Annotated in this window: 17 protein-coding genes and 1 pseudogene; 14 read left to right on the forward strand and 4 right to left on the reverse strand. The window is 63.3% G+C overall.

The window, feature by feature from the left end:
- The 3 genes from dnaA (at window position 1) to recF (ending at window position 4,112) form a co-directional block, all read left to right on the forward strand.
- On the forward strand, window positions 1–1,431 hold the full coding sequence (gene dnaA / locus P6U23_RS00005) for a chromosomal replication initiator protein DnaA (protein ID WP_407177603.1): 1,431 nt from the start codon (window positions 1–3) through the stop codon (window positions 1,429–1,431).
- 306 nt (window positions 1,432–1,737) lie between these two features.
- Window positions 1,738–2,856 carry a DNA polymerase III subunit beta gene (gene dnaN, locus P6U23_RS00010; protein WP_407177604.1) on the forward strand — a complete coding sequence of 373 codons (1,119 nt, stop codon included), beginning with the start codon at window positions 1,738–1,740 and terminating at the stop codon, window positions 2,854–2,856.
- Between the two features lie 116 nt (window positions 2,857–2,972).
- Window positions 2,973–4,112, forward strand: coding sequence for a DNA replication/repair protein RecF (gene recF, locus P6U23_RS00015; protein ID WP_407177605.1), 1,140 nt, complete (start codon window positions 2,973–2,975; stop codon window positions 4,110–4,112).
- A gap of 5 nt (window positions 4,113–4,117) precedes the next feature.
- Here recF and P6U23_RS00020 read toward each other — a convergent pair whose 3' ends face one another.
- Window positions 4,118–6,034, reverse strand: a complete 1,917-nt coding sequence (locus tag P6U23_RS00020) for an acyltransferase family protein (RefSeq protein WP_407177606.1) — start codon at window positions 6,032–6,034, stop codon at window positions 4,118–4,120.
- 318 nt (window positions 6,035–6,352) lie between these two features.
- Between P6U23_RS00020 and gyrB the strand changes: the two genes are divergently transcribed.
- The 3 genes from gyrB (at window position 6,353) to P6U23_RS00035 (ending at window position 11,233) form a co-directional block, all read left to right on the forward strand.
- Window positions 6,353–8,788 (forward strand): DNA topoisomerase (ATP-hydrolyzing) subunit B, encoded by a 2,436-nt coding sequence (gene gyrB / locus P6U23_RS00025; protein ID WP_407177607.1) that lies wholly within the window; start codon window positions 6,353–6,355, stop codon window positions 8,786–8,788.
- Between the two features lie 541 nt (window positions 8,789–9,329).
- Window positions 9,330–9,788 carry an inorganic diphosphatase gene (locus tag P6U23_RS00030; RefSeq protein WP_407177608.1) on the forward strand — a complete coding sequence of 153 codons (459 nt, stop codon included), beginning with the start codon at window positions 9,330–9,332 and terminating at the stop codon, window positions 9,786–9,788.
- A gap of 566 nt (window positions 9,789–10,354) precedes the next feature.
- Window positions 10,355–11,233: a formate/nitrite transporter family protein gene (locus tag P6U23_RS00035; protein ID WP_407177609.1), complete on the forward strand. Its 879-nt coding sequence runs from the start codon at window positions 10,355–10,357 to the stop codon at window positions 11,231–11,233.
- A gap of 136 nt (window positions 11,234–11,369) precedes the next feature.
- Here P6U23_RS00035 and P6U23_RS00040 read toward each other — a convergent pair whose 3' ends face one another.
- Window positions 11,370–11,741 carry a cupin domain-containing protein gene (locus P6U23_RS00040; protein WP_407177610.1) on the reverse strand — a complete coding sequence of 124 codons (372 nt, stop codon included), beginning with the start codon at window positions 11,739–11,741 and terminating at the stop codon, window positions 11,370–11,372.
- A 222-nt stretch (window positions 11,742–11,963) separates the two neighbouring features.
- Here P6U23_RS00040 and P6U23_RS00045 point away from each other — a divergent pair, with 222 nt between their 5' ends.
- The 6 genes and pseudogenes from P6U23_RS00045 to P6U23_RS00070 all read left to right on the forward strand — a co-directional run bounded on the left by P6U23_RS00045 (window position 11,964) and on the right by P6U23_RS00070 (window position 19,232).
- Window positions 11,964–13,196, forward strand: coding sequence for an acyltransferase family protein (locus tag P6U23_RS00045; RefSeq protein WP_407177611.1), 1,233 nt, complete (start codon window positions 11,964–11,966; stop codon window positions 13,194–13,196).
- A gap of 100 nt (window positions 13,197–13,296) precedes the next feature.
- Window positions 13,297–14,620, forward strand: a pseudogene (gene murA / locus P6U23_RS00050) (UDP-N-acetylglucosamine 1-carboxyvinyltransferase).
- Window positions 14,621–14,819: 199 nt separating this feature from the next.
- Window positions 14,820–16,223, forward strand: coding sequence for an MATE family efflux transporter (locus tag P6U23_RS00055; RefSeq protein WP_407177612.1), 1,404 nt, complete (start codon window positions 14,820–14,822; stop codon window positions 16,221–16,223).
- A gap of 8 nt (window positions 16,224–16,231) precedes the next feature.
- A complete protein-coding gene (locus tag P6U23_RS00060; RefSeq protein ID WP_407177613.1) occupies window positions 16,232–16,711 on the forward strand; it encodes a DUF2867 domain-containing protein in 480 nt (159 codons plus the stop codon).
- An 18-nt stretch (window positions 16,712–16,729) separates the two neighbouring features.
- Entirely contained in the window at window positions 16,730–17,662 is a 933-nt protein-coding gene (locus P6U23_RS00065; protein WP_407177614.1) for a DUF429 domain-containing protein, read from the forward strand.
- A gap of 199 nt (window positions 17,663–17,861) precedes the next feature.
- A complete protein-coding gene (locus P6U23_RS00070; protein WP_407177615.1) occupies window positions 17,862–19,232 on the forward strand; it encodes an MmgE/PrpD family protein in 1,371 nt (456 codons plus the stop codon).
- A 15-nt stretch (window positions 19,233–19,247) separates the two neighbouring features.
- Here P6U23_RS00070 and P6U23_RS00075 read toward each other — a convergent pair whose 3' ends face one another.
- Window positions 19,248–20,099 (reverse strand): hypothetical protein, encoded by an 852-nt coding sequence (locus P6U23_RS00075; RefSeq protein ID WP_407177616.1) that lies wholly within the window; start codon window positions 20,097–20,099, stop codon window positions 19,248–19,250.
- Window positions 20,100–20,148: 49 nt separating this feature from the next.
- Entirely contained in the window at window positions 20,149–21,513 is a 1,365-nt protein-coding gene (locus P6U23_RS00080) for an MBOAT family O-acyltransferase (RefSeq protein WP_407177617.1), read from the reverse strand.
- Between the two features lie 131 nt (window positions 21,514–21,644).
- Between P6U23_RS00080 and P6U23_RS00085 the strand changes: the two genes are divergently transcribed.
- Both P6U23_RS00085 and P6U23_RS00090 read left to right on the forward strand, forming a co-directional pair.
- Complete coding sequence (locus P6U23_RS00085) at window positions 21,645–22,562, forward strand: pirin family protein (protein ID WP_407177618.1); 918 nt, start codon at window positions 21,645–21,647, stop codon at window positions 22,560–22,562.
- Between the two features lie 63 nt (window positions 22,563–22,625).
- Window positions 22,626–23,540 (forward strand): phosphoribosylaminoimidazolesuccinocarboxamide synthase, encoded by a 915-nt coding sequence (locus tag P6U23_RS00090; protein WP_407177619.1) that lies wholly within the window; start codon window positions 22,626–22,628, stop codon window positions 23,538–23,540.
- Window positions 23,541–23,732 lie beyond the last annotated feature (192 nt).

Raw genomic sequence — 23,732 nt, forward strand, 5'->3', positions numbered from 1 at the left:
ATGACAAATTCGGAACAAGAACGCTGGTCACGCGTCAAGGGGCGGTTGCGCTCGAGCGTCGGAGAGGACGTCTATACGAGCTGGTTCGCGCGGATGGATCTCGAAGGCGTGCAGGACGAGAGCGTGCATCTTTCGGTTCCAACCCGTTTCCTCAAGAGCTGGATCCAGGCGCATTATGCCGAACGCGTGCTCTCGGCCTGGCAGGCCGAGATGCCGGAAGTGCATCGCATCGACCTCACCGTGCGCTCGGCCGTGCGCTGCGCGACGCCGGTCAAGGAAGCCGCACCTCAACTGGAAGTGCGCCGTCCCGAGCGTGCCGATGCGCGGCCTGCGGTCGAGCTGCGCGCAACCGCGACTGCGCCGGTCTCTGCCGGCCATGATGCGCTGGGCGGCTCGCCGCTCGATCCGCGGCTGACCTTTGCCAGCTTCGTCGTCGGCCGCTCCAACACGCTGGCGCACGCGGCCGCTCGTCAGGTCGCCGAGGGGCGCCGCGGCGATCCCGTGATGTTCAACCCGCTCTACATCCACGCCGGCGTCGGCCTCGGCAAAACCCATCTGCTGCAGGCCGTGACCTGGGCCGGCAATGCGAGCGGCGAACGCAAGGTGCTCTATCTCACCGCCGAGAAGTTCATGTACGGCTTCGTCGCCGCGCTGAAGACGCAGACCTCGCTCGCCTTCAAGGAGGCGCTGCGCGGCATCGATGTGCTCGTGATCGACGACCTGCAGTTCCTGCAGGGCAAGTCGACGCAGGCCGAGTTCTGCCACACGCTGAATGCGCTGATCGACGCCGGCCGCCAGGTCGTGATCGCCGCCGATCGTCCACCATCCGACCTGGAGAGCCTGGACGACCGCGTGCGCTCGCGGCTCGCCGGCGGCCTCGTGGTCGAGATGGGATCGCTCGGAGAAGAGCTGCGGCTCGGCATCCTCAAGTCGCGCGTCGCGGCAGCACGCGTGCATCACGCAAGCTTCGACGTGCCGGAACCGGTGCTCGACTATCTCGCCCGCAGCATCACCCATAACGGCCGCGATCTCGAAGGCGCGATCAATCGCCTGCTCGCGCACTCCAAGCTCAACAACCAGCCGGTGACGCTCGACATGGCGGAGCGGGAGGTGCGCGACCTGATCCGCCCGCAGGAGCCGAAACGGATCAAGATCGAGGACATCCAGCGCGTGGTGGCGCGGCAATACAATGTCAGCCGCTCCGACCTGCTGTCCTCGCGCCGCACCGCGAATGTGGTGCGTCCACGCCAGGTCGCGATGTACCTGGCCAAGACGTTGACGCTGCGCTCGCTGCCCGAGATCGGCCGCCGCTTCGGCGGACGCGACCACACGACCGTCCTGCACGCCGTGCGCAAGATCGAGGCGCTGGTCGCCAAGGACACCGCGCTCTCGGAAGAAGTCGAGTCGCTGAAGCGCCAGCTCCAGGAATAAGGGCCGCCCGTCCCTTGCGGCTGCGTCCGCCCTCCCCCGCGCCGGGAGGGCGGATTTTTTTGCCCCGGACGCTTTCTTGCCCTCGCCTTTAGACCAAGGGCGGAAATCCTCTCCCGTCCCGGTGGGCGCCGGCCAAATCGTTGAAAAGAGGCCCGCAATCCCTTGCGCTCGGGCCCCATCCGCGCCACTTTACGGTCCCCCCGAAAGCCGTATGCTTCAGGCTTGACGGGTGTCATCAGCCGCGGCGCGCCTTGCGCCCGCCGGCATTCCCAAAGACATGCTCTGTCGGATCGGGCGGATATTGCTATGAAGGTCACCGTCGAACGCGCGCAACTCCTCAAATCCCTCGGCCACGTCCACCGGGTGGTCGAGCGCCGCAACACCATTCCGATCCTCAGCAACGTGCTGCTGCGCACCGACAGCACCCAGCTCTCGCTGAAGGCGACCGACCTCGACCTCGAAGTGACTGAAACCCTGGCTGCGGAAAGCGCGGCCGGCGGCTCGACCACGGTTCCCGCGCACATGTTCTACGACATCGTGCGAAAGCTGCCCGACGGCTCGCAGATCGTGCTGGAGGCCGATAGCGACCGCGCGGTGCTGGCGATTCGCGCCGGGCGGTCGCGCTTCACCCTGCAGACGCTGCCCGAAAGCGATTTCCCGGACCTCGCCGCCGGCGATATGGCGCATTCCTTTTCGCTCGCGGCAGCCGACGTGAAGCGGCTGATCGATCGCACCCAGTTTGCGATCTCGACCGAGGAGACCCGGTACTATCTCAACGGCATCTATTTGCACACGGCCGGCAGCGGCCAGGCCGCGACCCTGCGCGCGGTGGCAACCGACGGACACCGCTTGGCGCAGGTCGATCTGCCGCTGCCAGCCGGCGCGGCCGGCATGCCCGGGGTGATCGTGCCGCGCAAGACGGTCGGCGAGGTGCAGCGCCTGATCGAGGACAATGAAGCCGAGGTCAGGATTGAACTATCGCAAGGCAAGATCCGCTTCACCATCGGCAATGTCGTGCTGACGTCGAAGCTGATCGACGGCACCTTCCCCGACTACGGGCGCGTGATTCCGCAGAACAACGACAAGGAACTATTGGTCGACAAGACAGACTTCGCCGCCGCCGTCGACCGCGTCTCGACGATTTCCAGCGAGCGCGGTCGCGCCGTGAAGCTTGCACTATCCTCCGGCAAGCTGGTGCTGAGCGTCACCAATCCGGATTCGGGCAGCGCGACCGAAGAGCTCGAGGTGGAGTATGCCTCCGACCCGCTCGATATCGGCTTCAACTCGCGCTACCTGTTGGACATCGCCGCACAGATCGAGGGCGAGGTCGCGGTGCTGCGCCTCGCCGATCCGGGTTCACCAACCCTGATCCAGGACCGCGATAACAAGAACGCGCTGTATGTGCTGATGCCGATGCGGGTGTGAACCCTTCCCTGTCATGCCCGGCCGCGAAAAATCCCGACTGGCGTGACCTCTACGATGAAATTGTCCGCTAATGCGGACGATCGATTGCCGGGTCAAGCCCGGCAATGACACCGAACATGACCCGTTCCCGCATCCATCGCCTGGCGCTGACGCATTTCCGCAATTATCGCGCGGCCGGCCTTGAGGCGCGCGCCGACATGGTCGTGCTGGTCGGCCCCAACGGCGCCGGCAAGACCAATTGCCTGGAGGCGCTCTCATTTCTTTCACCGGGCCGGGGCCTGCGCCGCGCGACGCTGGAGGATATCGCGGACAATCAAGGTGACGGCTCCTGGGCCGTATCCGCCGAGGTCGAGGGGGCGCTCGGCCTGGCAACGCTGGGCACCGGCATCGAGGCACAGCACGGCGAAGTGCAGACCACCAGCCGGCGCTGTCGGATCGACCGCGAACCGGTCGCCTCCGCAAACGCGTTCGGCGATCATTTACGCATGGTGTGGCTGACGCCGTCGATGGACGGCCTGTTCGTCGGGCCAGCCTCGGAGCGGCGGCGCTTCTTCGATCGACTGGTGCTTGCCATCGACAGCGAGCATTCCAGCCGCGTCTCGGCACTGGAGCGGTCTTTGCGATCGCGCAATCGGCTGTTGGAGGTGCGCAATTTCGACGATCATTGGTGTGACGCGATCGAGCGCGAGACCGCGGAACTCGCGGTCGCGGTGGCGGCGACGCGCGGCCAGACGGCGCTGAAACTGGCAGCGATGCTGCGCACGCGCGGCCAGGCCTCCGCCTTTCCCTCAGCGGAAATCGCGCTGGACGGCTGGATGGAAAATGCGTTGCTCAGCGAACCCGCAACCGCCGTCGAGGACCGCTATCGCGAGATTTTACGCACCAGCCGCGCCCGCGATGCCGCCGCAGGCCGCACGCTGGATGGGCCGCATCTCACCGATCTCCAGGTGATCTATGCGCCGAAAAACATGCCGGCGCGCGATGCCTCGACCGGCGAGCAGAAAGCGCTGTTGATCGGGCTCGTGCTCGCACACGCTACCCTCGTTGCCGAAAGCACCGGCATCGTGCCGCTGCTCCTGCTCGACGAGGTGGTGGCCCATCTCGACCCCAACCGGCGCGGTGCGCTGTTTGCCGAACTGGCCAAGCTCGGCGCGCAGGTCTGGTTGACCGGCGCCGACCCACTGCAATTCAGCGGCATCGGCGAGGCCAGCGATATTTTCGATGTCGAGAGCGGCCGCATCACGCGCCGTGCTTGAAAGACTCAATGCGCCGCCGCCGCGGCTTGCGCCGGTTGGCCATCGAGCACCCTGTCGATGATCGATTGCACCAGGAACACCGATCCCTTCTCGGTGAGGTGGATCGTGTCGCTCGAGGTGATGTCGCTGGCCTGATCGCCGAGCCGCGCCAGACAACCATCGTCGTTGCAAAAGACGTCCCAGGCGGAAATGAATTCAGCCCCCTTCGGCACGAGCTTGGCGCGCAGCTCCGCGTCATACCAATTCGCCGAGACCGATTCAGTCGTGCGCGCTGGAATCAGGCGATGGTGCAGCATGTAATATCGGAGCACCTCGTTCGGCAGTCCGCGCTTCCAGACCGGCTCCGCGCCGAGCACCACGATCCGCGCGCGGGTCTCGCGTTTCAGCACGGCCACGGTCTCGGCGATGTTGTCGATGAACTTGTCCGCGCCTCCATGTAACAGCACGATGTCGGGCTTGAGCTCAACCGCGAGCGCGAGCACTTTGTCGTTCATGGCGCGGCAATTGGGGACACCAGGAATATCGGCGTGCAAGGCCGGAGCGCACGCGCTCGAGGTGAATTGGGCGATGCCGAAGTCGCGCCTGCGTTGCGCCTCGCGCAAGCCCGGCATCAGCGAACCAGCGGTGGAATCGCCCCAGATCAAGAGCAGCGGGCGGCGGTCGCGGTCGACGCAATCATCGGCAAACGAGCTCTCGTGGCTGAGATCGAGCATGCATTGATGCACGCGCCATTTGGCGGCCTGCGTCGGCACCTGCGCCATGGCGCGGATCTCCGCCGGCAGGCGGAAATCGAAGCCGTTCTGACTGACAACAATCATGCCGCCGAGCGCAACCAGCGCCATGGCCGTGCCAAGCGAGGCGACCTTGGCGCTGCTTGGCCGGCCGAAGCGAATTGGGGTTTCGACGAAACGGTACGTGGCCCAGGCCAGTAGGATGCTCAGGCCGATCACCAGGGGCCGCTCCAGCGTCGTCAGCGGCGCGAATTTGATGATCGCGAAAAACACCAGCAGCGGCCAGTGCCACAGATAGAGCGGATAGCTGATCTGGCCGAAAAAGATCATGGTCCGGCTCGACAGCAGATGTCGACAGCCCCAGGCGCCGGGCGCGGACAGCAACAGCACGCTGCCGGCGACCGGCAGCAGCGCCCACCAGCCGGGAAACGCACGCCCGCTGTTGAGCAGCACGGCCGCAACCCCGATCAGCACGGCACCTGCGCCCGCCCGCAGATTGCTTGCAACCTGCGCGCGCCCGAGACGATCGAAGGTACAGGCCAGGGCGCCGCCCGCCAGGAGTTCCCAAGCTCTGGTGAAAGGCAGGTAAAAGGTCGCAACCGGATCCGGGCCAACCAGCGCCAGGTTGAGGGCGAATGACGCAATACCGATCACCAATGCCACCGCGAGCAGGCTCACCCGCGCCCGCGTCGCCAGCATCAGGAGCAGCGGCCAGGCGAGGTAAAACTGCTCCTCGATGCCGAGCGACCACAGGTGCAGCAGTGGCTTTCTGGCCGACTCGACATCGAAATAGCCGGACTGCAGCAAGAGTGCGATGTTGGAGGCAAAGCCGGCGCTGGCGAAGACGTCGGCGCTCAGGCTTGCATAGGCCGACGGCAGCATCCAGAGCCAGCCCAGGACCAGCACGGCGCCCAAGACGACGATCAGGGCCGGAAAGATCCGCCTGATACGCCGCCCATAGAACGCGAGCAGGCTGAAGCGGCCGCGCTGAAGTTCGCGGGCGATGATGCCCGTGATCAGAAACCCGGAAATGACGAAGAAGATATCGACCCCGATGAAGCCGCCCGGCAGGGCGTCGGGAAACGCGTGAAAGATCACGACCAGCAGCACCGCCACGGCGCGCAAGCCGTCAATGTCCGGCCGATAGCGATCTGGAAACACAGGCAGCATCAGCCGGTCCGTAAAGTTCAACGCGTCACCTGCATCAGCAGCGACGGATGGCAGGAGACCTGCGCCCTGCGATCGCCGGCCGATCGGGCGGCCCGTGAGGAGCGATTTCAGACCGGAAAAACCGGTATTTTTAAGGGAAAAGCAGCTTGCGAATCGCGCTTTTTCGGACCTTGAGAACAGGCCTTCCGGCGCCTTGAAAAAGAGCCAAAAAAATCTATGTATTCAAAAGCTTAACCACGGATACTTTGCGCTAGGCGCATCGCATCTTTCGTGGCAGAAATGGCGTCATCAGCGCCTCATCTTCCGCCGCTGATTTGGGACATCCGCAAAAGGTTTCACATGACAGAACCCGCCCGGCAAACCGTTGCCGACACTGAGCATTCGATCGCGAGCGATTACGGCGCGGAATCGATCCGGGTTTTGAAGGGTCTCGATGCCGTTCGCAAGCGGCCGGGCATGTACATCGGCGACACCGACGACGGCTCGGGCCTCCATCACATGGTCTACGAGGTCGTCGACAACGCGATTGACGAGGCGCTGGCCGGCCATGCCACCCGCGTCGAGGTCATTCTCAACCCCGACAATTCCGTGACGGTACGCGACGATGGGCGAGGCATTCCCGTCGACATTCACAAGGGCGAGGGCATTTCGGCCGCCGAGGTCATCATGACCCAGCTCCACGCGGGCGGAAAATTCGACCAGAATTCGTACAAGGTGTCGGGCGGCCTGCACGGCGTCGGCGTCTCCGTGGTCAATGCGCTCTCCAGCAAGCTGCAGCTCCGGGTCTGGCGCGACGGCAAGGAACATTTCGTCGAGTTCGTCCATGGCGAGACGGTGGCGCCGCTGAAGGTCGTCGGCGAGGCCAATGGCAAGCGCGGCACCGAGGTGACCTTCCTTGCCTCCACGGAGACCTTCAAGAATATCGAATATGACTTTGCGACGCTCGAGCACCGCTTGCGCGAGCTCGCCTTCCTCAACTCCGGCGTCAACATCGTGCTGTCCGACATGCGCCACGCGGTCGAGAAGCGCGAGGAGATGCACTATAGCGGCGGCGTCGAAGAGTTCGTCAAATATCTCGACCGCAACAAGAAGGCGATCGTCCCCACGCCCATCATGGTGCGTTCGGAGATGAACGGCATCGGCGTCGAGGCCGCGCTGTGGTGGAACGATAGCTATCACGAGAACGTGCTGTGCTTCACCAATAACATCCCGCAACGTGATGGCGGCACGCATCTGGCCGGCTTCCGCGGCGCGCTGACGCGCCAGGTCAACGGTTATGCCGAAGCCAACGCGAAAAAGGAAAAGATCCAGCTCACCGGCGATGACTGCCGCGAAGGGCTGACCGCCGTGCTTTCGGTGAAGGTACCGGATCCCAAATTCTCGTCGCAGACCAAGGACAAGCTGGTCTCCTCCGAAGTGCGCCCGGTGGTCGAGAACGTGCTCAACGAAGCCTTGGCGGCGTGGTTCGAGGAACATCCGACTGAGGCCAAGGTCATCGTCGGCAAGGTGATCCAGGCCGCCGCGGCACGCGAAGCCGCGCGAAAGGCGCGCGAGCTGACCCGCAAGAATCCGTTGAGCGTGTCTTCGCTACCCGGCAAGCTCGCCGACTGCCAGGAGAAGGACCCGGCGAAATCAGAGCTCTTCATCGTCGAAGGCGATTCGGCCGGCGGCAGCGCCAAGATGGGTCGCAACCGCGAGTTCCAGGCCGTGCTCCCCTTGCGCGGCAAGATCCTCAACGTCGAGCGCGTGCGCACCGACAAGATGCTCTCGAGCGAGCAGATCGGCACACTGATCACGGCGCTCGGCACCGGCATCAGCGACGATTTCTCGATCGAGAAGCTGCGCTATCACAAGATCATCCTGATGACCGACGCCGACGTCGACGGCGCCCACATCCGCACGCTGCTTCTCACCTTTTTCTACCGGCAGATGCGCGAGATCATCGATCAAGGCTATCTCTATATCGCTCAGCCGCCGCTCTATAAGGTGACGCGCGGCAAGTCCGAGCAATATCTGAAGGACGAGCGCGCGCTGGAAGACTATCTGATCGAGGCGGGGCTGGATGACTGCGTGTTCACGCTCGGGACCGGCGAGGAACGCAAGGGTCTCGATCTGCGATCGCTTGTGGACGATGCGCGCGTGATCCGCTCCGTGCTTCGCAACCTGCATAGCCGCTACAACCGGGCCGTTGTCGAGCAGGCCGCGATCGCAGGCCTTTTTGGAAGGGAAATCTATACCAATCCGGAGAATGCCACTGCCGCGGCACAATACATGGCCGGACGTCTGGATAAGCAGGCGGAGGAGGTTGAACGGGGCTGGATCGGACAATTCGTGGAAGGCCAAGGCTTCGTATTCGAACGCACGGTGCGCGGCGTCAAGGATGTCGCCGTCATCGACGACGCCTTCCTTGGTTCGGCCGATGCCCGCAAGCTCCATGAATTTAGAAAGAGGCTGCAGGAAGTATATGACAGTCCCGGCAAGTTGCGGCGGAAGGATTCCGAAACCACCATTTACGGGCCGGTCAGCCTATTCGAGGCCGTCACCGAGGCCGGCCGCAAGGGCCTCAACCTGCAGCGCTACAAAGGCCTCGGCGAGATGAATCCGGATCAGCTCTGGGAGACGACGCTCGACACCGAAGCGCGCTCGCTCTTGCAGGTGAAGGTCAAGGAGGTCGACGAGGCCGACGACATCTTCACCAAGCTGATGGGCGACGTGGTCGAACCGCGCCGCGAGTTCATCCAGGACAACTCGCTCAGCGCGACCGTCGACGTGTGACGGCGTTCCCGCCCGTCGGGGGAACACGCATCGCTGACTCTGCAGCGCAAATCCTTGGCTCAATTCGCGCCTAGCCCTGTCGCAATCCGGGGTTGAGCAGGGCCAACATGTGACGACCCTGTTTTTGCGGGCCGGGCACGGGTCCCGAATTGTCCCATATGGCTGCGTTCCCGGCCAATGCAGGCTCAGTAGCAGCCGTTCACCTTGATTCCCTTCGTTGTGGTCTGCTGCCTGCCGCGGCGCGCTAGCTGCGCAAAGCGCAGCGGCCGTTGTGCTGCACCGCGGCGCCGCACCGAAATGGCTCCAGTGAGAGCCTGTAGAAACCCTCTTGCGGCCGCAACGTTGTCATGCGCGCAGGGATGATTTCGGAGGCGCGCGGAAATCGGGCGCGCACTTGTCGCCGCGCCAACGCACCTAGCGTCCACGATGCTTTTGCCGGCGAGCCGACGCGTCGCCTTGCTGTGTGAGGCGATCGCGGGGCTCTAACATGACGAACCTATCAAAGCTGCCGACCTGGGCTGACAAAAAGCACATCTATGCAGTGGTGGAAACGCCGCGCGGCAGCCGCTGCAAGATCGAGTTCAACCCAAAGCTCAACGCATTTACGCTCGCCAAGCCGCTCTTCGTCGGGCTGACCTATCCTTACGATTGGGGCTTCATTCCGTCGACCAGAGCGGAGGACGGTGATCCGTTTGATGTCATGATCATCCACGAGGCGGCAACGCACCCGGGCATGGTGCTCCGTTGCCGTCCAATCGGCGTTATCGAAGTCCTTCAAAAGACGAACGGCGCAAAGAAAAGAAATGATCGCATCCTGGCGATACCGGACCGGTCCCCATTCGAAGGCGAATTACAGGACGTAAGGCATCTCCCGCCAGCGGCGCTCGATGAATTGCAGCAATTCTTCATTGCCACTGATGCTCTCAAGCAGAAGCGCCTGGAGTTCTTGGGATGGCGCGGCCCGTCACATGCCATGAAGCTCATCAGGAGAGCGTGTTAGTAGGAGCTTGCCATCGGGCTAGGGTCAGATGTCCCATGCCTGCTATGCGCAGTGCAGCGCATCCTTCCCGGAGATCAGGCCGAGCGGCTCTTCCCTAACTTGCTACGCTCAACGCTTAGCCTACGCATCTCCGCTACGGAAGTTCTCATTTCGCGCCTCGAGGAACGTTGGTTCTTCCGGCCGGTTTAAGCGCTTGACAGTTCGGACGCGCACTCCTCAGCAGCGTTCGCCATTAGATGATGGTCGTGCTTGCCGCAGCGCCCTCGGTTCCGGCTCGCGGCAGCGCGGCCGGTAATCTCATGGCGTGGCTGGAGGAAAGGAAAGCGATGACCGATCAAGTCAAGCAGCGAGAACACCGTCGCCGTCGCGATTGCTCGTGCCCCTGCGACCGATGTCGCGCATCCGATCGCGCCGCCCGGTCACGTGACCGTAACGAGCCTTCTGCGCGCCGTCGGGCTTGGATTCGCCGGGCTCGCTGCCCGATGCGGCGGAGGTCTCAGAGTAACGGCGCAAATTCCATTGCGCTTGACGGAGCCGCCAATCTGTTGGGAGCAATGTAGGACAGCATGCCGTACCAGCAGGGCTCCCGAGACTCTCGCCCCAATGCCGAGGGGGCGCAACAGCATCGTTCCGGCGACCAGAACGCGCAGATCACGCAGCGCGAGATCGAGGACGTTGAAGAGCGGTCAAGCCCACGCACGCCGATCATTTATGAGGTCGTCCGGCGACTAGGCGAGGAGGAGATGGCGCGCCCGGCCACCTCGTTATGGTGGTCGGGACTGGCTGCCGGTCTCTCCATCAGCTTTTCGCTGCTGGCCCAGGCTATTCTGCAACTGCGCATTCCGGAGGAAGGCTGGCGTCCGCTTGTGACAAGCCTCGGTTACTCCGTTGGTTTCGTGATGGTCGTACTCTCCCGTCAACAGCTTTTCACCGAAAATACCATTACCGTCGTATTACCGGTCATGGCCAGTTGGTCGATGGCGAATGTCGGGCGCGCCGCGCGGATGTGGGGGATCGTGCTGCTCGCCAATCTCGTCGGCACCCTCTTCGCTGCGGCGTTCTGCACCTTCACGCCGGTGCTTTCGCCAGATCTCAGGAATGAGATGCTCGAAATCAGCAGCCAGATTCTTCAGCATGACTGGATCGAAATGCTGTTCAGGGGCATCGCGGCGGGCTTTCTGATCGCCACCATGGTCTGGCTGCTTCCGGGCGCAGAGAGCGGACAGTTCAGCATCATTGTCGTGACCACGTACCTGATCGGAGCCGGAGGATTCATGCATATCGTGGCGGGCAGCATGGAGGCATTCATGCTGGTGCTGAACCGCATGATGAGCCCGGATCTCATGTTCGTGGCCTTCCTCATGCCGGTGCTCGCGGGCAACATCATCGGCGGCACGGCCCTGTTCGCATTGTTGGCCTATGCGCAGGTCATGAGGGAGATCTAGGCCCCCCGATCGAACAAGGCTACGACGTTCAGATCGATGACAGAGGCCTTGATCCCGACAAGCAAGGCCGGAAGCCTGTTGACGTCATCTCGTCACGATCGGCACCTTGCTCGCAGGCAGGTTCGAAAGAACGTCATCACCCACATTGAGGTGTGCTTCGACGAGCTGCCGGGGTGTCAATGCGAGCCATTGATTGAGCGAGATGTCCGCGTAATGGTCGCTTTTGAAAATTTCGAAGAAGCGCAGCAGGGTCGAACCGGTATTCTCGATATGAACCGGTATTCTCGATATAATGACCCATGGCGAACGGCACGTAACCGACGTCGCCGGCGCGGTAATCAAAGGTTCGCGCTTTCTGCTCTGCCGCAAACACGGTCATGCGACCTTCGCCCTCGATATAATATTGCCACTCGTCGGCTGTGGGATGCCAATGCAGCTCCCGTAAAGCTCCGGGCTCGAGTTCCACCAGTGCGGCATGCAGAGCTTGGGAAGATTTTTGACTTTGCATCTCGAGCGACCCCTGATTCCATGCGAAATCTCGGGCACCCGAGTCTGGGTTATTTCAAGCGAACACCCGCCTGCCTGCGCCAGCCCTCGATTAAGCCTGTCGCTCAAAGGTAGCGTGCACTATAGTTGGACGAGCTAGGGATGCGTCTCGATGAGACAATGCGTGGCGCGAAAGCGCCTCGCAGGATTGATCCCTGAGGTATCCGGCGCGGAGGCGTAGCCGATGGTGAACGGCCTTTCGACCGGTGAGCTGCCGGTCAGCGATCATCTCCGGCCGCGCGCCGGCGGCGACCAGGACCTTGTTGCATCGGTGCCTGCCAAGGCCGGCGCGACGGGGCGCAATGGTGGAATCGATGCGCTCCGCGCGGCGGTGACGCTGCTCGTCGTCTTTCATCATACCGCGATCACCTATGGCGCCATCGGCGGCTGGTATTACAAGGAAATCGCCCCATCGGATACCCCGAGTGGTCTGCTGCTGATCCTGTTCTGTACGGTGAACCAGGCCTGGTTCATGGGCCTGTTTTTTCTGTTGGCCGGCTACTACACACCCCTCGCCTATCAGCGTCACGGTGCAGCCTCCTTTGCCCGCGAACGGTTGACGCGGCTTGGCGTTCCGCTGCTGGTCTATTTCTTCCTTCTCCATCCGGCCACGGTGGCATTGGCTCAAACGGCCAACGGGCGGCCTTTCTTCCGCGTCTTCGAATACCTATGGATGCACGGAAGGTTCGAACCCGGTCCTTTGTGGTTTGCCCAAGCACTGCTGATATTTGGGGGCGTTTGGTTGCTTTGGCGCCTCACATACAAAAGGGCCGAAACCAAGATGCCTGAGAGGATGTACAAGCGTCCGTTTCCGTCCGATGCCGCTCTGCTCACGGCCGCCATCGTCACCGGCATCGCGGCGTTTTTGCTGCGCCTGATCTGGCCCGTCGGAACGAACGTGGCTTTTCTGCAGCTCGGCTATTTCGCCTCCTACATCATGTTGTTCTTTGCCGGCTGCGCGGCGGCCGAGGGACGATGGCTCGAAAATATTCCAGAACGCCAACGGAAAAAATGGCTGCGCCTTGCCTGGATCGCTCTGCCGATTTTTCCTCTCGCGGGCTTGATCGCGCTGAAATTCCACTGGCCGACCGGCAAGGCCGAAGGCGGCTTGAACCTGCAGGCTTTCCTGTACGCCTTCTGGGAGCCGTTCGTCGCCTGGGGATTCATCCTCGGCCTGCTAGCCATGTTCCAGCGTCGCTTTGTCGACTTGAACGGCATCTGGCCGGACCTCGCGCGTCGCGCCTACCTCGTCTACATCATCCACCCGCCGATCCTGCTCGGAGTGGCGCTGGCCTGGCGGGACATCGCGGCGCCCGCGCTCGTCAAATTCCTCATTACCGGCTCGATCGCCTGCGCGCTGTGCTATCTGGCGGCGGGAGCTCTCCTACGCGTGCCGGCCGTTGCGCGGATCGTCTGATTGACGCGCTTGCCAGGTGCGCTGAGCTGTGATGATTGCCCCTGGACATTTGCGACGACCGGCGACGGCACGTGCCTGCGTCACGTCGAAGAGGAACCTTATGGATCACGAACTTCGAAAACCCGAAGCCGTCCGCGCGCCGATCCAGTACATCGTCGAGGGCGGCCATCGCCTGAAGGGCGCCATCGAGCCCTCCGGCAACAAGAACGCGGCACTGCCGATCATCGCGGCCGCGCTCCTCACCGAGCACCCCGTCACACTCGATAACGTGCCACGCATTCGCGACACCGAAACCCTGGTCGAACTGATCCGCTCGGTCGGTGCCGCAGCGGAGTGGCGCGGCCGCAACCGGCTCGTCATTCACGCCAAGGACATTCGCGCCGCCGATCTCGACCCCACTCTCTGCGCCCGCATTCGCGCTTCCATCCTGTTGGCTGGCCCCCTGCTGGCCCGCTGCGGCTCGCTGACGTTGCCGCCGCCCGGCGGCGACGTGATCGGCCGGCGGCGGCTGGACACCCATTTCCTGGCCTTCGAACAGCTCGGCGCCAGCGTGACGGCGACCGATCGGCTGGAGTTCCGCTCTTCGCAGCTCAAGGGCGCCGACGTCTTCCTGGATGAGCCGAGCGTTACCGCGACCGAAAACGCGCTGATCGCGGCGGTGGCGGCACGGGGCACCACTTACTTGCGCAACGCGGCATCCGAGCCGCATGTGCAGGATCTCGCCCATTTCCTGACCGCGCTTGGGGCGAAGATCGAAGGCATCGGCACCAACACCATGGTGATCCACGGCCAGGCCACGCTCGGCCCGGCCACCTATTCCATTCAGCCCGATCATATCGAGGTCGGCTCGCTGATTGGGCTTGCCGCGGTGACGCGCTCGTCACTGCGCATCGTGCGCGCCGGTGTCGAGCATCTGCGCTCGATCCGCATGGGATTCGAGCGGCTTGGCATCACCTGCGAGGTTGCCGGCGACGACCTGATCATACCCTCCCAGCAGACGCTGAAGATCAAGGACGATTTCGGCGGCCATGTGCCGAAGCTCGAGGACCAGCCCTGGCCTGCTTTCCCCGCCGATCTGATGTCGATCGCGATCGTCACCGCCACGCAATGTGACGGCGTGATCCTGATGTTCGAAAAGATGTTCGAATCGCGGATGTTCTTCGTCGACAAGCTGATCGCGATGGGCGCCCGCATCGTGCTATGCGACCCGCATCGCGCCATCGTGGCGGGTCCCAGCCGGCTGCACGGCGCCTCGATGATTTCCCCCGACATCCGCGCCGGCATGGCGATGCTGCTCGCCGCCGTCTGCGCCGAAGGCACCTCCACCATCAAACAACGCCGACCAGATCGAGCGCGGCTATGAGCGCATCGACGAACGGCTCAACGCGCTCGGCGCAAGGATCACCCGCGTGCCGGCGCGGTAGCGCTGGCTAAGCGAATTTGCCTTAGTTTGGTGCGAGCTCTCGAGTATTCTTCGAGGCTCGCTTCGCGAGGCCCCAGGATGACGGCTCGAGCAAATGTGTGCTCGAATACGAAGCGAGCGAGCCCTGCGACCATGCTTCGCATGCGCTAAAGTGCAGATCGCTTTGCCCTGACGCGGCAAACACGGCAGCATGGCGCCCCATGGAACATGCAGTTGAAGCACAGCCCGCCCCGGCGTCGCACGATTTGAGGCGCGCACGGAACCATCTCGCCCTCGAACTTGGCGAAACTGCGAGACTCGCGCTGCCGATGGCGCTGACGCAGCTCGGACAGATCGCGATGATGACGACCGATCTTGCCTTCATCGGACGCATCAGCGCCGAAGCGGTCGCCGCGGCCGCGCTGGCCGGCACGGTCTATTTCGTCGGTTTCACCTTCGGCATGGGCCTGATGTCGGCGGTGGCGCCCCTGGCGGCGCAGGCTTTTGGTGCGGACAATCCGGCCGTGGTCAGGCGCTCGCTGCGCGTGGGCCTGTGGGCCGCGCTTCTGCTGTCGCTGCCGATCATGGTGCTTCCGCTGCGCGGCGAACGAATCCTGCTTGCCCTCGGTCAGGCGCCGCAAACGGCGCAGCTTGCCCAGCAATATCTGTTCGGCCTCGCCTGGGGCGTCGCGCCGGCGCTGTGGTTTCTGGCCATCCGCAGCTTCATGGGTGCGGTCAACCGGCCGGAGCCGGTCTTGTGGATCACGCTTGCGGCTATCCCGGTCAACGCTGTGCTGGTCTATCTCTTGATCTACGGCGAGCTCGGCCTGCCACGGCTGGGATTGTTCGGGGCGGGACTTGCGACCACGCTGGTCAACTGCGCGACATTTCTGGCGGCGCTCTGGTTCGCAACGCGCCGCCGTCCTTTCAGCGATTATCACGTACTCGCCCGTCTCTGGCATTTCGATTGGCCGCTGATGCGACAGCTCATCGTGATCGGCGCGCCGATTTCGATGGCCTTTCTCATGGAGTACGGGCTGTTCTCGGCCGCTGCGCTCTTGATGGGCTTGATCAGCACCACGGCGCTTGCCGCCCATCAGATCGCGCTCCAGGTCGCGGCGATCCTGTTCATGATCCCCTTCGGCATCAGCATGGCGGCGACCGTGCGGGTTGGCCATGCCGTCGGGCGCGACGACGGTCCCGGCATCAGGCGCGCGGGCCTGGTTGCGATGCTGCTCGGCATGGTAATCGCAGCCCTGCTGACGCTCACCGTGGTCGCAGCCCGCTTTGAGATCGCCCGATTTTTTCTGGGCGAGGCCGCCGACAATGCTGACGCGACGATCGAACTGGCTGCAAACCTCCTCCTGATCGGCGCAAGCTTCTTCATCACCGATGCCATACAAAGCATTGCGGTAGGCAGCCTGCGCGGGCTGAAGGACACACGGGTGCCGCTCTTGTTTGCCTGCATCGGCTATTGGCTGATCGGATTCTCCCTTAGGTACGTGCTTGGATTCCACGCCGGCCTTGGCGCCATCGGCGTGTGGATCGGATTATCGATCGGCACTGCCGTGTATGCCGCGCTGTTGGTGCTGCGGTTCCGGCTGCTGGCGAACGCTGAGAATTGACATTCGCCATGAAAGCCCATGAAATCACACCCGAGGTCGATCCCGCCGCCCTGCTCTTCGGCGCGCAATTCATTGACGCGTTTCGTATTGCGACAACCGCGACCAAACTCGATGCGCGCCAGGCGGCGGAGAAGATGTTGACGTTCGGACCGCGCTGGATCGAGGCGCTTCTGACGCTGCGCAACATCCTGGTCAGGCCCTTCGGCCTGAAGACCTCGGGCGCAGGCGAATCAGTTTCGGGCGAGGCAATCGGAATATTCCCGGTGCTCGGCGCGACGCCCGAGCGGCTGGTTGCCGGCTTCGACGACCATCATCTCGATTTCCGCATCGTCATTGACGTCGCCGCCACCGACAACGGACAGCAGATCACCGCAACCACGTTGGTGCGCACACATAACCTGCTCGGCAGGACGTATCTGCAACTGATCATGCCCTTCCACCGCCTGATCGTGCGGACATTGCTCCGGCAGGCCGCGGCGACGCTGTAAGCAGAAGCGGAGTGTGCGGTGACCAGCCCCTTCCGCTTCAACCGTCTCGTCCATTCGGACTGGAGCGTCTTGCCGGCCAAGCGCTGGACGGCTGTCGCGCTTTCGTTGCAGGATAATTGGCTGATCGAGCATCTGGTGCCAACGCCGTCACCCGACCGGCTCCTCGATGATCTGTTGAAGCCGGGCATCCGAACGCTCGCCGGCTTCGATTTTCCCATCGGTCTGCCTTCCGCCTATCTGGACAGGACGGGGCTCAACTTTCTCGACCTCATGTCCGAGCCGTGCTCCATGCATGCGCGGCGTTTCTTCACGCCGGCGGAAACGCTGTTCGACATCTCTCCCACGCAGCCGTTCTATCGAACGCATCCTGCGGGCGGACGGCATGCGGACTTATGCGAGCGCCTCGGATGCGTCTCGTTCGACGAGCTGCTTCGCGACTGCGATAAGGCAACCGAAAACCGGCTCCGCGCGGAGTCGGTTTTCTGGACCGTCGGGGCAAAGCAGGTCGGTAAGGCCGCCCTTTGCGGCTGGCGGGAGGTCCTCATCCCGGCGCTGCGCCGCGGCGGCCGCCTCTGGCCATTCGACGGCGTGCTTGCGGAGTTGGATACGGGCGGCTTGACGATTGCAGAAGCCTATCCCGCCGAGGCCTACCGGCACATTGGAATCCGAGGATTGGTCGGAAAGCGTTCGCAGCAGGGACGGACGACCGCCAGCCGTATCTTGCTCGAATGGGCGTCAAGGCACGGCGTGCGTTTCGATCCAGATATCGTACGACGCCTCTACGACGGCTTTGGCGCGGGCGGCGATGGCGAGGATGCCTTCGACGCCCTTGCCGGATTGTGCGGAATGATCGAGGTCGTTGCCGGACGCCGGGCCGAGATGGCCGATGATCGGACCGTCCGGGCGCAGCGGGAAGGCTGGATTCTGGGGCAGACCGACCTACCCCTCTGATGCCTTGCCGTCCAGAGCCCAAAGAGGCTTTCGTGCCCTACTCATCGATCTCTTCTTCGGGGCTGTTTCCATCCGCGACCATGGCGCCGCGCTTGGCGCGGCTGGCTGGAATGCGGATTTGGGGCGCCCGCAGCATTGAAGATCGCCGGCCGCAGACTTAGAGTTCGCGCAAATTTTCCGTGGTCACAAGGACACCAGGATGGCAGAGGAAACCGCCACGCTGGCCGGCTATGTCGCCGGTTTGAAATTCGAGGAGATTCCACCGGAGGTGCTGGACCGGGCCAAGGTGCTGACGCTGGATTTTCTCGGCAGCACCATCCGCGCGCGGAGTGAGGCCGAATCCACGCCCTCGCTGCTTAGGACGCTCAAGGGACTTTCCCTCGACGGCAAGGGCGAATCGACCGTGTTCGGCGACAGCAAGACCTGGACCCCTGCAGTCGCGGCACTGCTCAACGGCGCGCTCGGCCATTCGCTCGATTTCGACGACACCCACGCGGATTCCTCGTTGCATCCGAGCGCGCCGGTGGTACCGGCGGCCTTTGCTGTCGGCGAGATGGTCGGGGCGTCGGGCCGCGAGGTGCTGACCGCGATCGTTGCCGGTTATGAAGTCTGTTGCCGGCTCGGCAATGCGCTCGATCCGACCTCGCACTACGCACGCGGCTTTCACCCGACCGCGACGGCGGGCACCTATGGCGCGGCAGCAGCGGCCTCAAAACTGTTTGGCCTCTCGGAGGCGCAGACCATCTCGGCCTTCGGCGTGTCCGGCAGCCAGGCCGCGGGCTCGCTGCAGTTTCTGGTCAACGGCGCCTGGAACAAACGCTACCAGGTCGGCGCCGCCGCGATGAATGGCGTGATCGCCGCCACGCTCGCGCGCAACGATTTCGTCGGCTCGATCGAAGCGGTCGAAGGCAAGCATGGGCTGCTCGTCGGCTATAGCGACAATCCGCATCCCGACAAGGCGACCGCGGGCCTGGGCTCGACCTACGAGACCATGAAGATCGGCGTAAAACCCTATCCGAGCTGCCGCTACACCCATGCTGCGCTGGATGCGATTATCGCCATGCGGCGCGAGCACAATCTGACGCCGGACCAGGTCAAGCGCGTCGAGATCGGGCTGCACCGCAACGGCATCACGCTGACAGGCGACGCCGCCACCAAGCGGCACCCGCGCTCGATCGTCGGCGGGCAGTTCTCGATGTTCTTCACCGGCGCGGTTGCGCTCGACCAGGGCCGCTTCGGCTGGGACGATTACGATCGGCTTGGCGACGCCGCAATCGACGCGCTTGCCGACAAGTTCGACGTGGTGCAGGACGATCGCCTCGAAATCGGCCGCACGCATCCCTTCGGCGCCCGCGTCTCCATTACGACCGATGATGGCGTGCACGAGCGGCTGCATGCCGACCCCTCGGGCGAGCCGAATTCCTTCCCCGACGCGAAGGCGATGCAGCAGAAATTCCTGACGCTGGCTCGCCCCGTTCTCAACGGCCGCGCGGAGCAGTTTGCGAATGCGATTCTTGCGCTGGAGCGCTTCGAGAGCGTCGCACAGGCCACGCAGTTGGGGCGGCAGTAACGCCTCTCGCCTGGTTCAGCGCGAGGCGTTATGGCTTTCCAGCTTGGCGAGACTCTCATCGAGAGCGCGGCTCACCAGGACCGCAGAGCGCTCGTCGAGATGGACGCCATCCGCCCAGCGCAGCTCGGCCCTGTCGACATCGATCGACAGCCATTGCTTTGCGTCCGGAAACGCCTTGCGGACGATCTTGCGGGTGATGCGCGTATAGCGCGCCGCTTCGATCGGCCCTTCGCAAGGCAATTCCATCAGCAACACGCGGGTGCCGCGCTGCTCCAGCGAGCGGCTCAATCGGGCGATCTCTGCGACATTCGCCATGGCGGCAGCGGTCGGATCCTCCGTCTCCCGCTCTTGCAGAGCGCGCGCGAGATAGACGCGATTGTCGAAATTGCTGGGCGGCTGCGCGATCAGTTGCTGCAAGGAAGCCGCGACTTGCTCATGCGTGGCGGGCGCATGCCTGAAATTCTCGTAGGCCGCGATCGCGGCGCGAACGGGCCGAAAGAACAGTTCTTGGTGCGACGCGGCGGAGAACCGCTCGATCAGCGCCGCATCGGGCGCGCGCGACAGCACATTGGTTTCGACGAGGACCAATTTTGGGAGCCGCCGCTGGTTCGCGACGATCGCAAGCCCGGTCACCGGCGAGCCGCCGGCCAGCGCCAGATTACGCAGGCCCGGCGTGGCAAAAAATTCTTCCCGGAGGCGGAAGGTGAGCGAGCTGCCGACCAGCACGACATCAGCCACGGGATTATCGATATACCTGTTCAGGGTGACCAACGTGCCGTCCCTGGCGGTCGTCGCGGGCATCTGCAGCCCGTGTCCGAAATGCGCCGTGGCGAGGCCGCAGGCGGCGAAGATCAGCGCTGCGGACATTCCGCATCTCGCTAGCCAGGCCCATGATCCCTGCTGCTTCTGCATCGCGTCAGAACTGGAAGTAGATGAACGCGGTCGTGGGTCCGGCCTCGAGATAGGCCAAGGCCCCCAACGCACCGTAGAGATAGGGCTCCCATGTCGCCAGTCGTCGCTCGAACAGCGCGCTCAGGCGAAGATGCTGCAGGATCACCGGCAGCGAATACAACAATGCGAGATCATGGAACAGTTTTGTCGGGTTCGGATTCGTGCTGGGCGTGAACATGCCCGAGATATAGCTGACCGCGTGATCGAAATTCGGCAGCTTGAAGAAGATCCAGAGCATGGTCACGCAGGAAAACACGACCGCGATGCGAAGCGCACGAAACCCCGCCGAATTGATCGTCTCAAACGTCTTCAGGAACGGCCGCTCGACCGCGAGCAAGAGCCCGTGCATGAGGCCCCAGATGAGATAGCTGAGACCCGCACCGTGCCAGAGGCCGCCCAGGCCCATCACGATGATCAGATTGAGATAGGTGCGGAGCTTGCCGCATCTGTTGCCGCCCAGGGGAATGTAGAGATAGGTGCGCAGCCAGGTCGAGAGCGAGATGTGCCAGCGTGTCCAGAACTCGGAGAACGAGGCCGAGATATAAGGCAGGTCGAAATTGATCGGCAGACGATAGCCGAACAGAAGTCCAAGCCCGATCGCGATCGCCGAATAGCCGAAGAAATCGGCGTAGATCTGATAGCCGTAGAGAATGACGAGCAGCCAGCGATCCTGCGTTTGCAGCGTCTCATAAAAGGGGAAGTCCATATAGGACGTCATCTCGTTGAGGTTGTTGGCCACGTAAAGCTTGAAGAAGAAGCCGGTCAAAATCCATTTCGCGGCCTCGACGACCGGGATGTCCGAAAATCGCTTCGGCTCGATCTGCGGCAAGAAGAGACCGGCGCGCGTGATCGGCCCGGACACGAGCTGCGGGAAGAAGATGATGTAGAGAAAGACGTCGGTCAGGCTTGGGGCGGGCGTCTTCTTCTCGCGCGTCAGATCGACCAAGAGGCTGATGTTGTGAAAGACGAAAAACGAGATGCCGACCGGCAGCGGCAGCCTGAGGAGAAAGTCGATCGCGGCGACGTCGACGAGAACGGGCGCCTTGGGATCGAAGAACAGGAATTTGTATTTGAAGAAGGCAAGCAGTGCGAGGTTGAAGATGATGCCGGCGGGCAGCCAGCGGCGATCGCGGAGCGCCAGCACCAGGAAAAGATAAGTGCCGCCGACGGCAACCCCGAGCAGCGGCAGCAGCTCCGGCTGGCCATATCCGTAGAACAACAGGCTGGCCGCGACGAGAAGGTGGACCTGGAACGGCCTGACCGGCGGCAGGTAATAGACGCCAAACACGATCGCGGCAAATACGGCAAACTGCCACGACGTAAAGGTCATGCCTCGAGGCCTCGCACAGCGCGGGTCTTATGCCATGTTGCGGCCGGCGGGAGCAATCCCCTGCATTCCCTTGGACGGCGGCCGCGCGATCCTGCTATGCTCCTCGGCGATCAACAGAAGAGGCTCTTGTCATGAGCTGGATGCCCTCAAACGATCCCGTGCTCGGTGATCCCCTGTCCTGCGATGCGCTGGAACTCGTGATCGTGCCGCGCACCCGCGACCTCGGCGACGGATTCCAGGTCCGCCGCGCGCTGCCGCATGGCAAGCGCCAGATGGTCGGCCCCTTCATCTTCTTCGATCATTTCGGCCCCGTGCAATTCGTCTCGGGCGCCGGCATGGACGTCCGGCCGCATCCGCACATTGGCCTTGCCACCGTCACTTATCTGTTCGACGGCAAGATCATGCATCGCGACAGCGAAGGCAACGTCCAGGAGATCGAGCCCGGTGCGATGAACCTGATGACCGCCGGGCGCGGCATCGCCCATTCGGAGCGCACGCCCGCCCTCGAGCGCCGCGACGGCCAGAAGATGCTCGGGCTGCAGAGCTGGATCGCCCTGCCGGCAGGCAAGGAGGAGATCGCGCCCAGCTTCCAGCACTATGCGGCCGGCGACCTGCCGATGATCGCCGAACGCGGCTTCACCGCGCGCATCATCGCGGGAAAATCCTTTGGGATTGCCTCTCCGGTGGCGATGGTATCGCCCTGGTTCTATACCGAGGTCACGGCCGACGCCGGAACCAGCGTGCCGCTCGACCCCGACCACGAGGAACGCGCGATCTACCTGGTCGATGGCGAGGTCGAGATCGCGCATGAGCGCTATGAAGGTCCGCGGCTGCTGGTCTTCCGGCCCGGCGATGCCATCACGGTGAAGACGCTTCAACCGACGCGCATGATGTTTCTGGGCGGCGACGCGCTGGAAGGACCGCGGCACATCTGGTGGAATTTCGTTTCCTCCAGCAAGGAGCGGATCGAGCAGGCCAAGCAGGATTGGAAAACCGGCAAATTCGCCCCCGTTCCGCAAGAACATGAGTTCATTCCGCTGCCGGAATAGGCTAGCTCAAGCGCATCTGCCCGCGGACGCTGCCGCGGGCGCGTCAATTCGAAAGTTCTGCCGATGACGACCGTGCTCGCAAGCGATTTACCCCTGCCGAAGATCGGGCGCGGCAAGGTGCGCGACATCTATGCCATCGGCGACGACCGGCTGCTCTTGCTCACCACCGACCGCATCTCTGCCTTCGACGTGGTGATGGCCGAAACCATTCCGATGAAAGGTGCGGTGCTGACGCAAATCAGCGCCTTCTGGTTCAGCGAGCTCGAAGGCGTCGTGCCGCATCACATGATCACCGCCGATACCGACGAGATCATCCGCGAAGTGCCGGCACTGCGGCAGCATCGCGCGGACATTCTGGGCCGCGCCATGCTGTGCCGGCGCACCACGGTGTTTCCCATAGAGTGCGTGATCCGCGGCTATCTCTCGGGCTCGGCCTGGAAGGAATATGCCGCTCAAGGCACGCTCGCCGGCGAGAAGCTCCCGGCCGGCCTCGTGGAAAGCGCCAAGCTCGAGCCTGCGATTTTCAGCCCGGCCACCAAGGCCGAGACCGGGCATGACGAGAACATCACGATCCCGCGCATGCGCGAGATCGTCGGCAACGAGGTCACCTATACGCTGGAGAGCATGACGCGCGCGATCTACAGACTCGGCGAAGAACTCGCGCGCGAGCAGGGCATCATCATCGCCGACACCAAGTTTGAGTTCGGCCGGGATCAGGATGGCCGCATCATTCTGATCGACGAGGTGATGACGCCGGACTCCTCGCGCTTCTGGGCGGTCGACAATTATGTGCCCGGCCAGCCGCAGCCGAGCTTCGATAAGCAGCCCTTGCGCGATTATCTCGACGCCGAGCGCCGCGCCGGCCGATGGAACGGCGAAGCCCCGCCACCGCCTTTGCCGGCGAGTGTGGTAGAGGCGACCAGCAAGCGATATCTCGAGGCTTACAGGCGGATCACGGGGCGCGAGCTGAAAATCTGAGTTCGTCGTTGCGAAGCATCGGTCCGCGCTTCGCGCGGACCCGTTGGCTCGCAATGACGGCGTCTAGCAGCGTGATCTCAATGTTTGACTCCGTCATTCCGGGGCGGCTCGTAGAGCCGAACCCGGAATCTCGAGATTCCGGGTTCACGCTTCGCGTGCCCCGGAATGACGGGAGGGAAAAGAAGGAGCCTA

It is taken from the genome of Bradyrhizobium sp. STM 3562 (assembly GCF_045571435.1).
In the GTDB taxonomy this organism is placed as follows: Bacteria; Pseudomonadota; Alphaproteobacteria; order Rhizobiales; family Xanthobacteraceae; genus Bradyrhizobium.

Excerpts from the sequence above, each read along its gene's own strand:
- dnaA (WP_407177603.1), top strand. The coding sequence starts at position 1 with ATGACAAATTCGGAACAAGAACGCTGGTCACGCGTCAAGGGGCGGTTG.
- P6U23_RS00085 (WP_407177618.1), top strand. The coding sequence starts at position 21,645 with ATGAGCTGGATGCCCTCAAACGATCCCGTGCTCGGTGATCCCCTGTCC.
- dnaN (WP_407177604.1), top strand. The coding sequence starts at position 1,738 with ATGAAGGTCACCGTCGAACGCGCGCAACTCCTCAAATCCCTCGGCCAC.
- P6U23_RS00055 (WP_407177612.1), top strand. The coding sequence starts at position 14,820 with ATGGAACATGCAGTTGAAGCACAGCCCGCCCCGGCGTCGCACGATTTG.
- P6U23_RS00075 (WP_407177616.1), bottom strand. The coding sequence starts at position 20,099 with ATGTCCGCAGCGCTGATCTTCGCCGCCTGCGGCCTCGCCACGGCGCAT.
- gyrB (WP_407177607.1), top strand. The coding sequence starts at position 6,353 with ATGACAGAACCCGCCCGGCAAACCGTTGCCGACACTGAGCATTCGATC.
- P6U23_RS00060 (WP_407177613.1), top strand. The coding sequence starts at position 16,232 with ATGAAAGCCCATGAAATCACACCCGAGGTCGATCCCGCCGCCCTGCTC.
- recF (WP_407177605.1), top strand. The coding sequence starts at position 2,973 with ATGACCCGTTCCCGCATCCATCGCCTGGCGCTGACGCATTTCCGCAAT.
- P6U23_RS00070 (WP_407177615.1), top strand. The coding sequence starts at position 17,862 with ATGGCAGAGGAAACCGCCACGCTGGCCGGCTATGTCGCCGGTTTGAAA.
- P6U23_RS00090 (WP_407177619.1), top strand. The coding sequence starts at position 22,626 with ATGACGACCGTGCTCGCAAGCGATTTACCCCTGCCGAAGATCGGGCGC.
- P6U23_RS00035 (WP_407177609.1), top strand. The coding sequence starts at position 10,355 with ATGCCGTACCAGCAGGGCTCCCGAGACTCTCGCCCCAATGCCGAGGGG.
- P6U23_RS00080 (WP_407177617.1), bottom strand. The coding sequence starts at position 21,513 with ATGACCTTTACGTCGTGGCAGTTTGCCGTATTTGCCGCGATCGTGTTT.
- P6U23_RS00040 (WP_407177610.1), bottom strand. The coding sequence starts at position 11,741 with ATGCAAAGTCAAAAATCTTCCCAAGCTCTGCATGCCGCACTGGTGGAA.
- P6U23_RS00045 (WP_407177611.1), top strand. The coding sequence starts at position 11,964 with ATGGTGAACGGCCTTTCGACCGGTGAGCTGCCGGTCAGCGATCATCTC.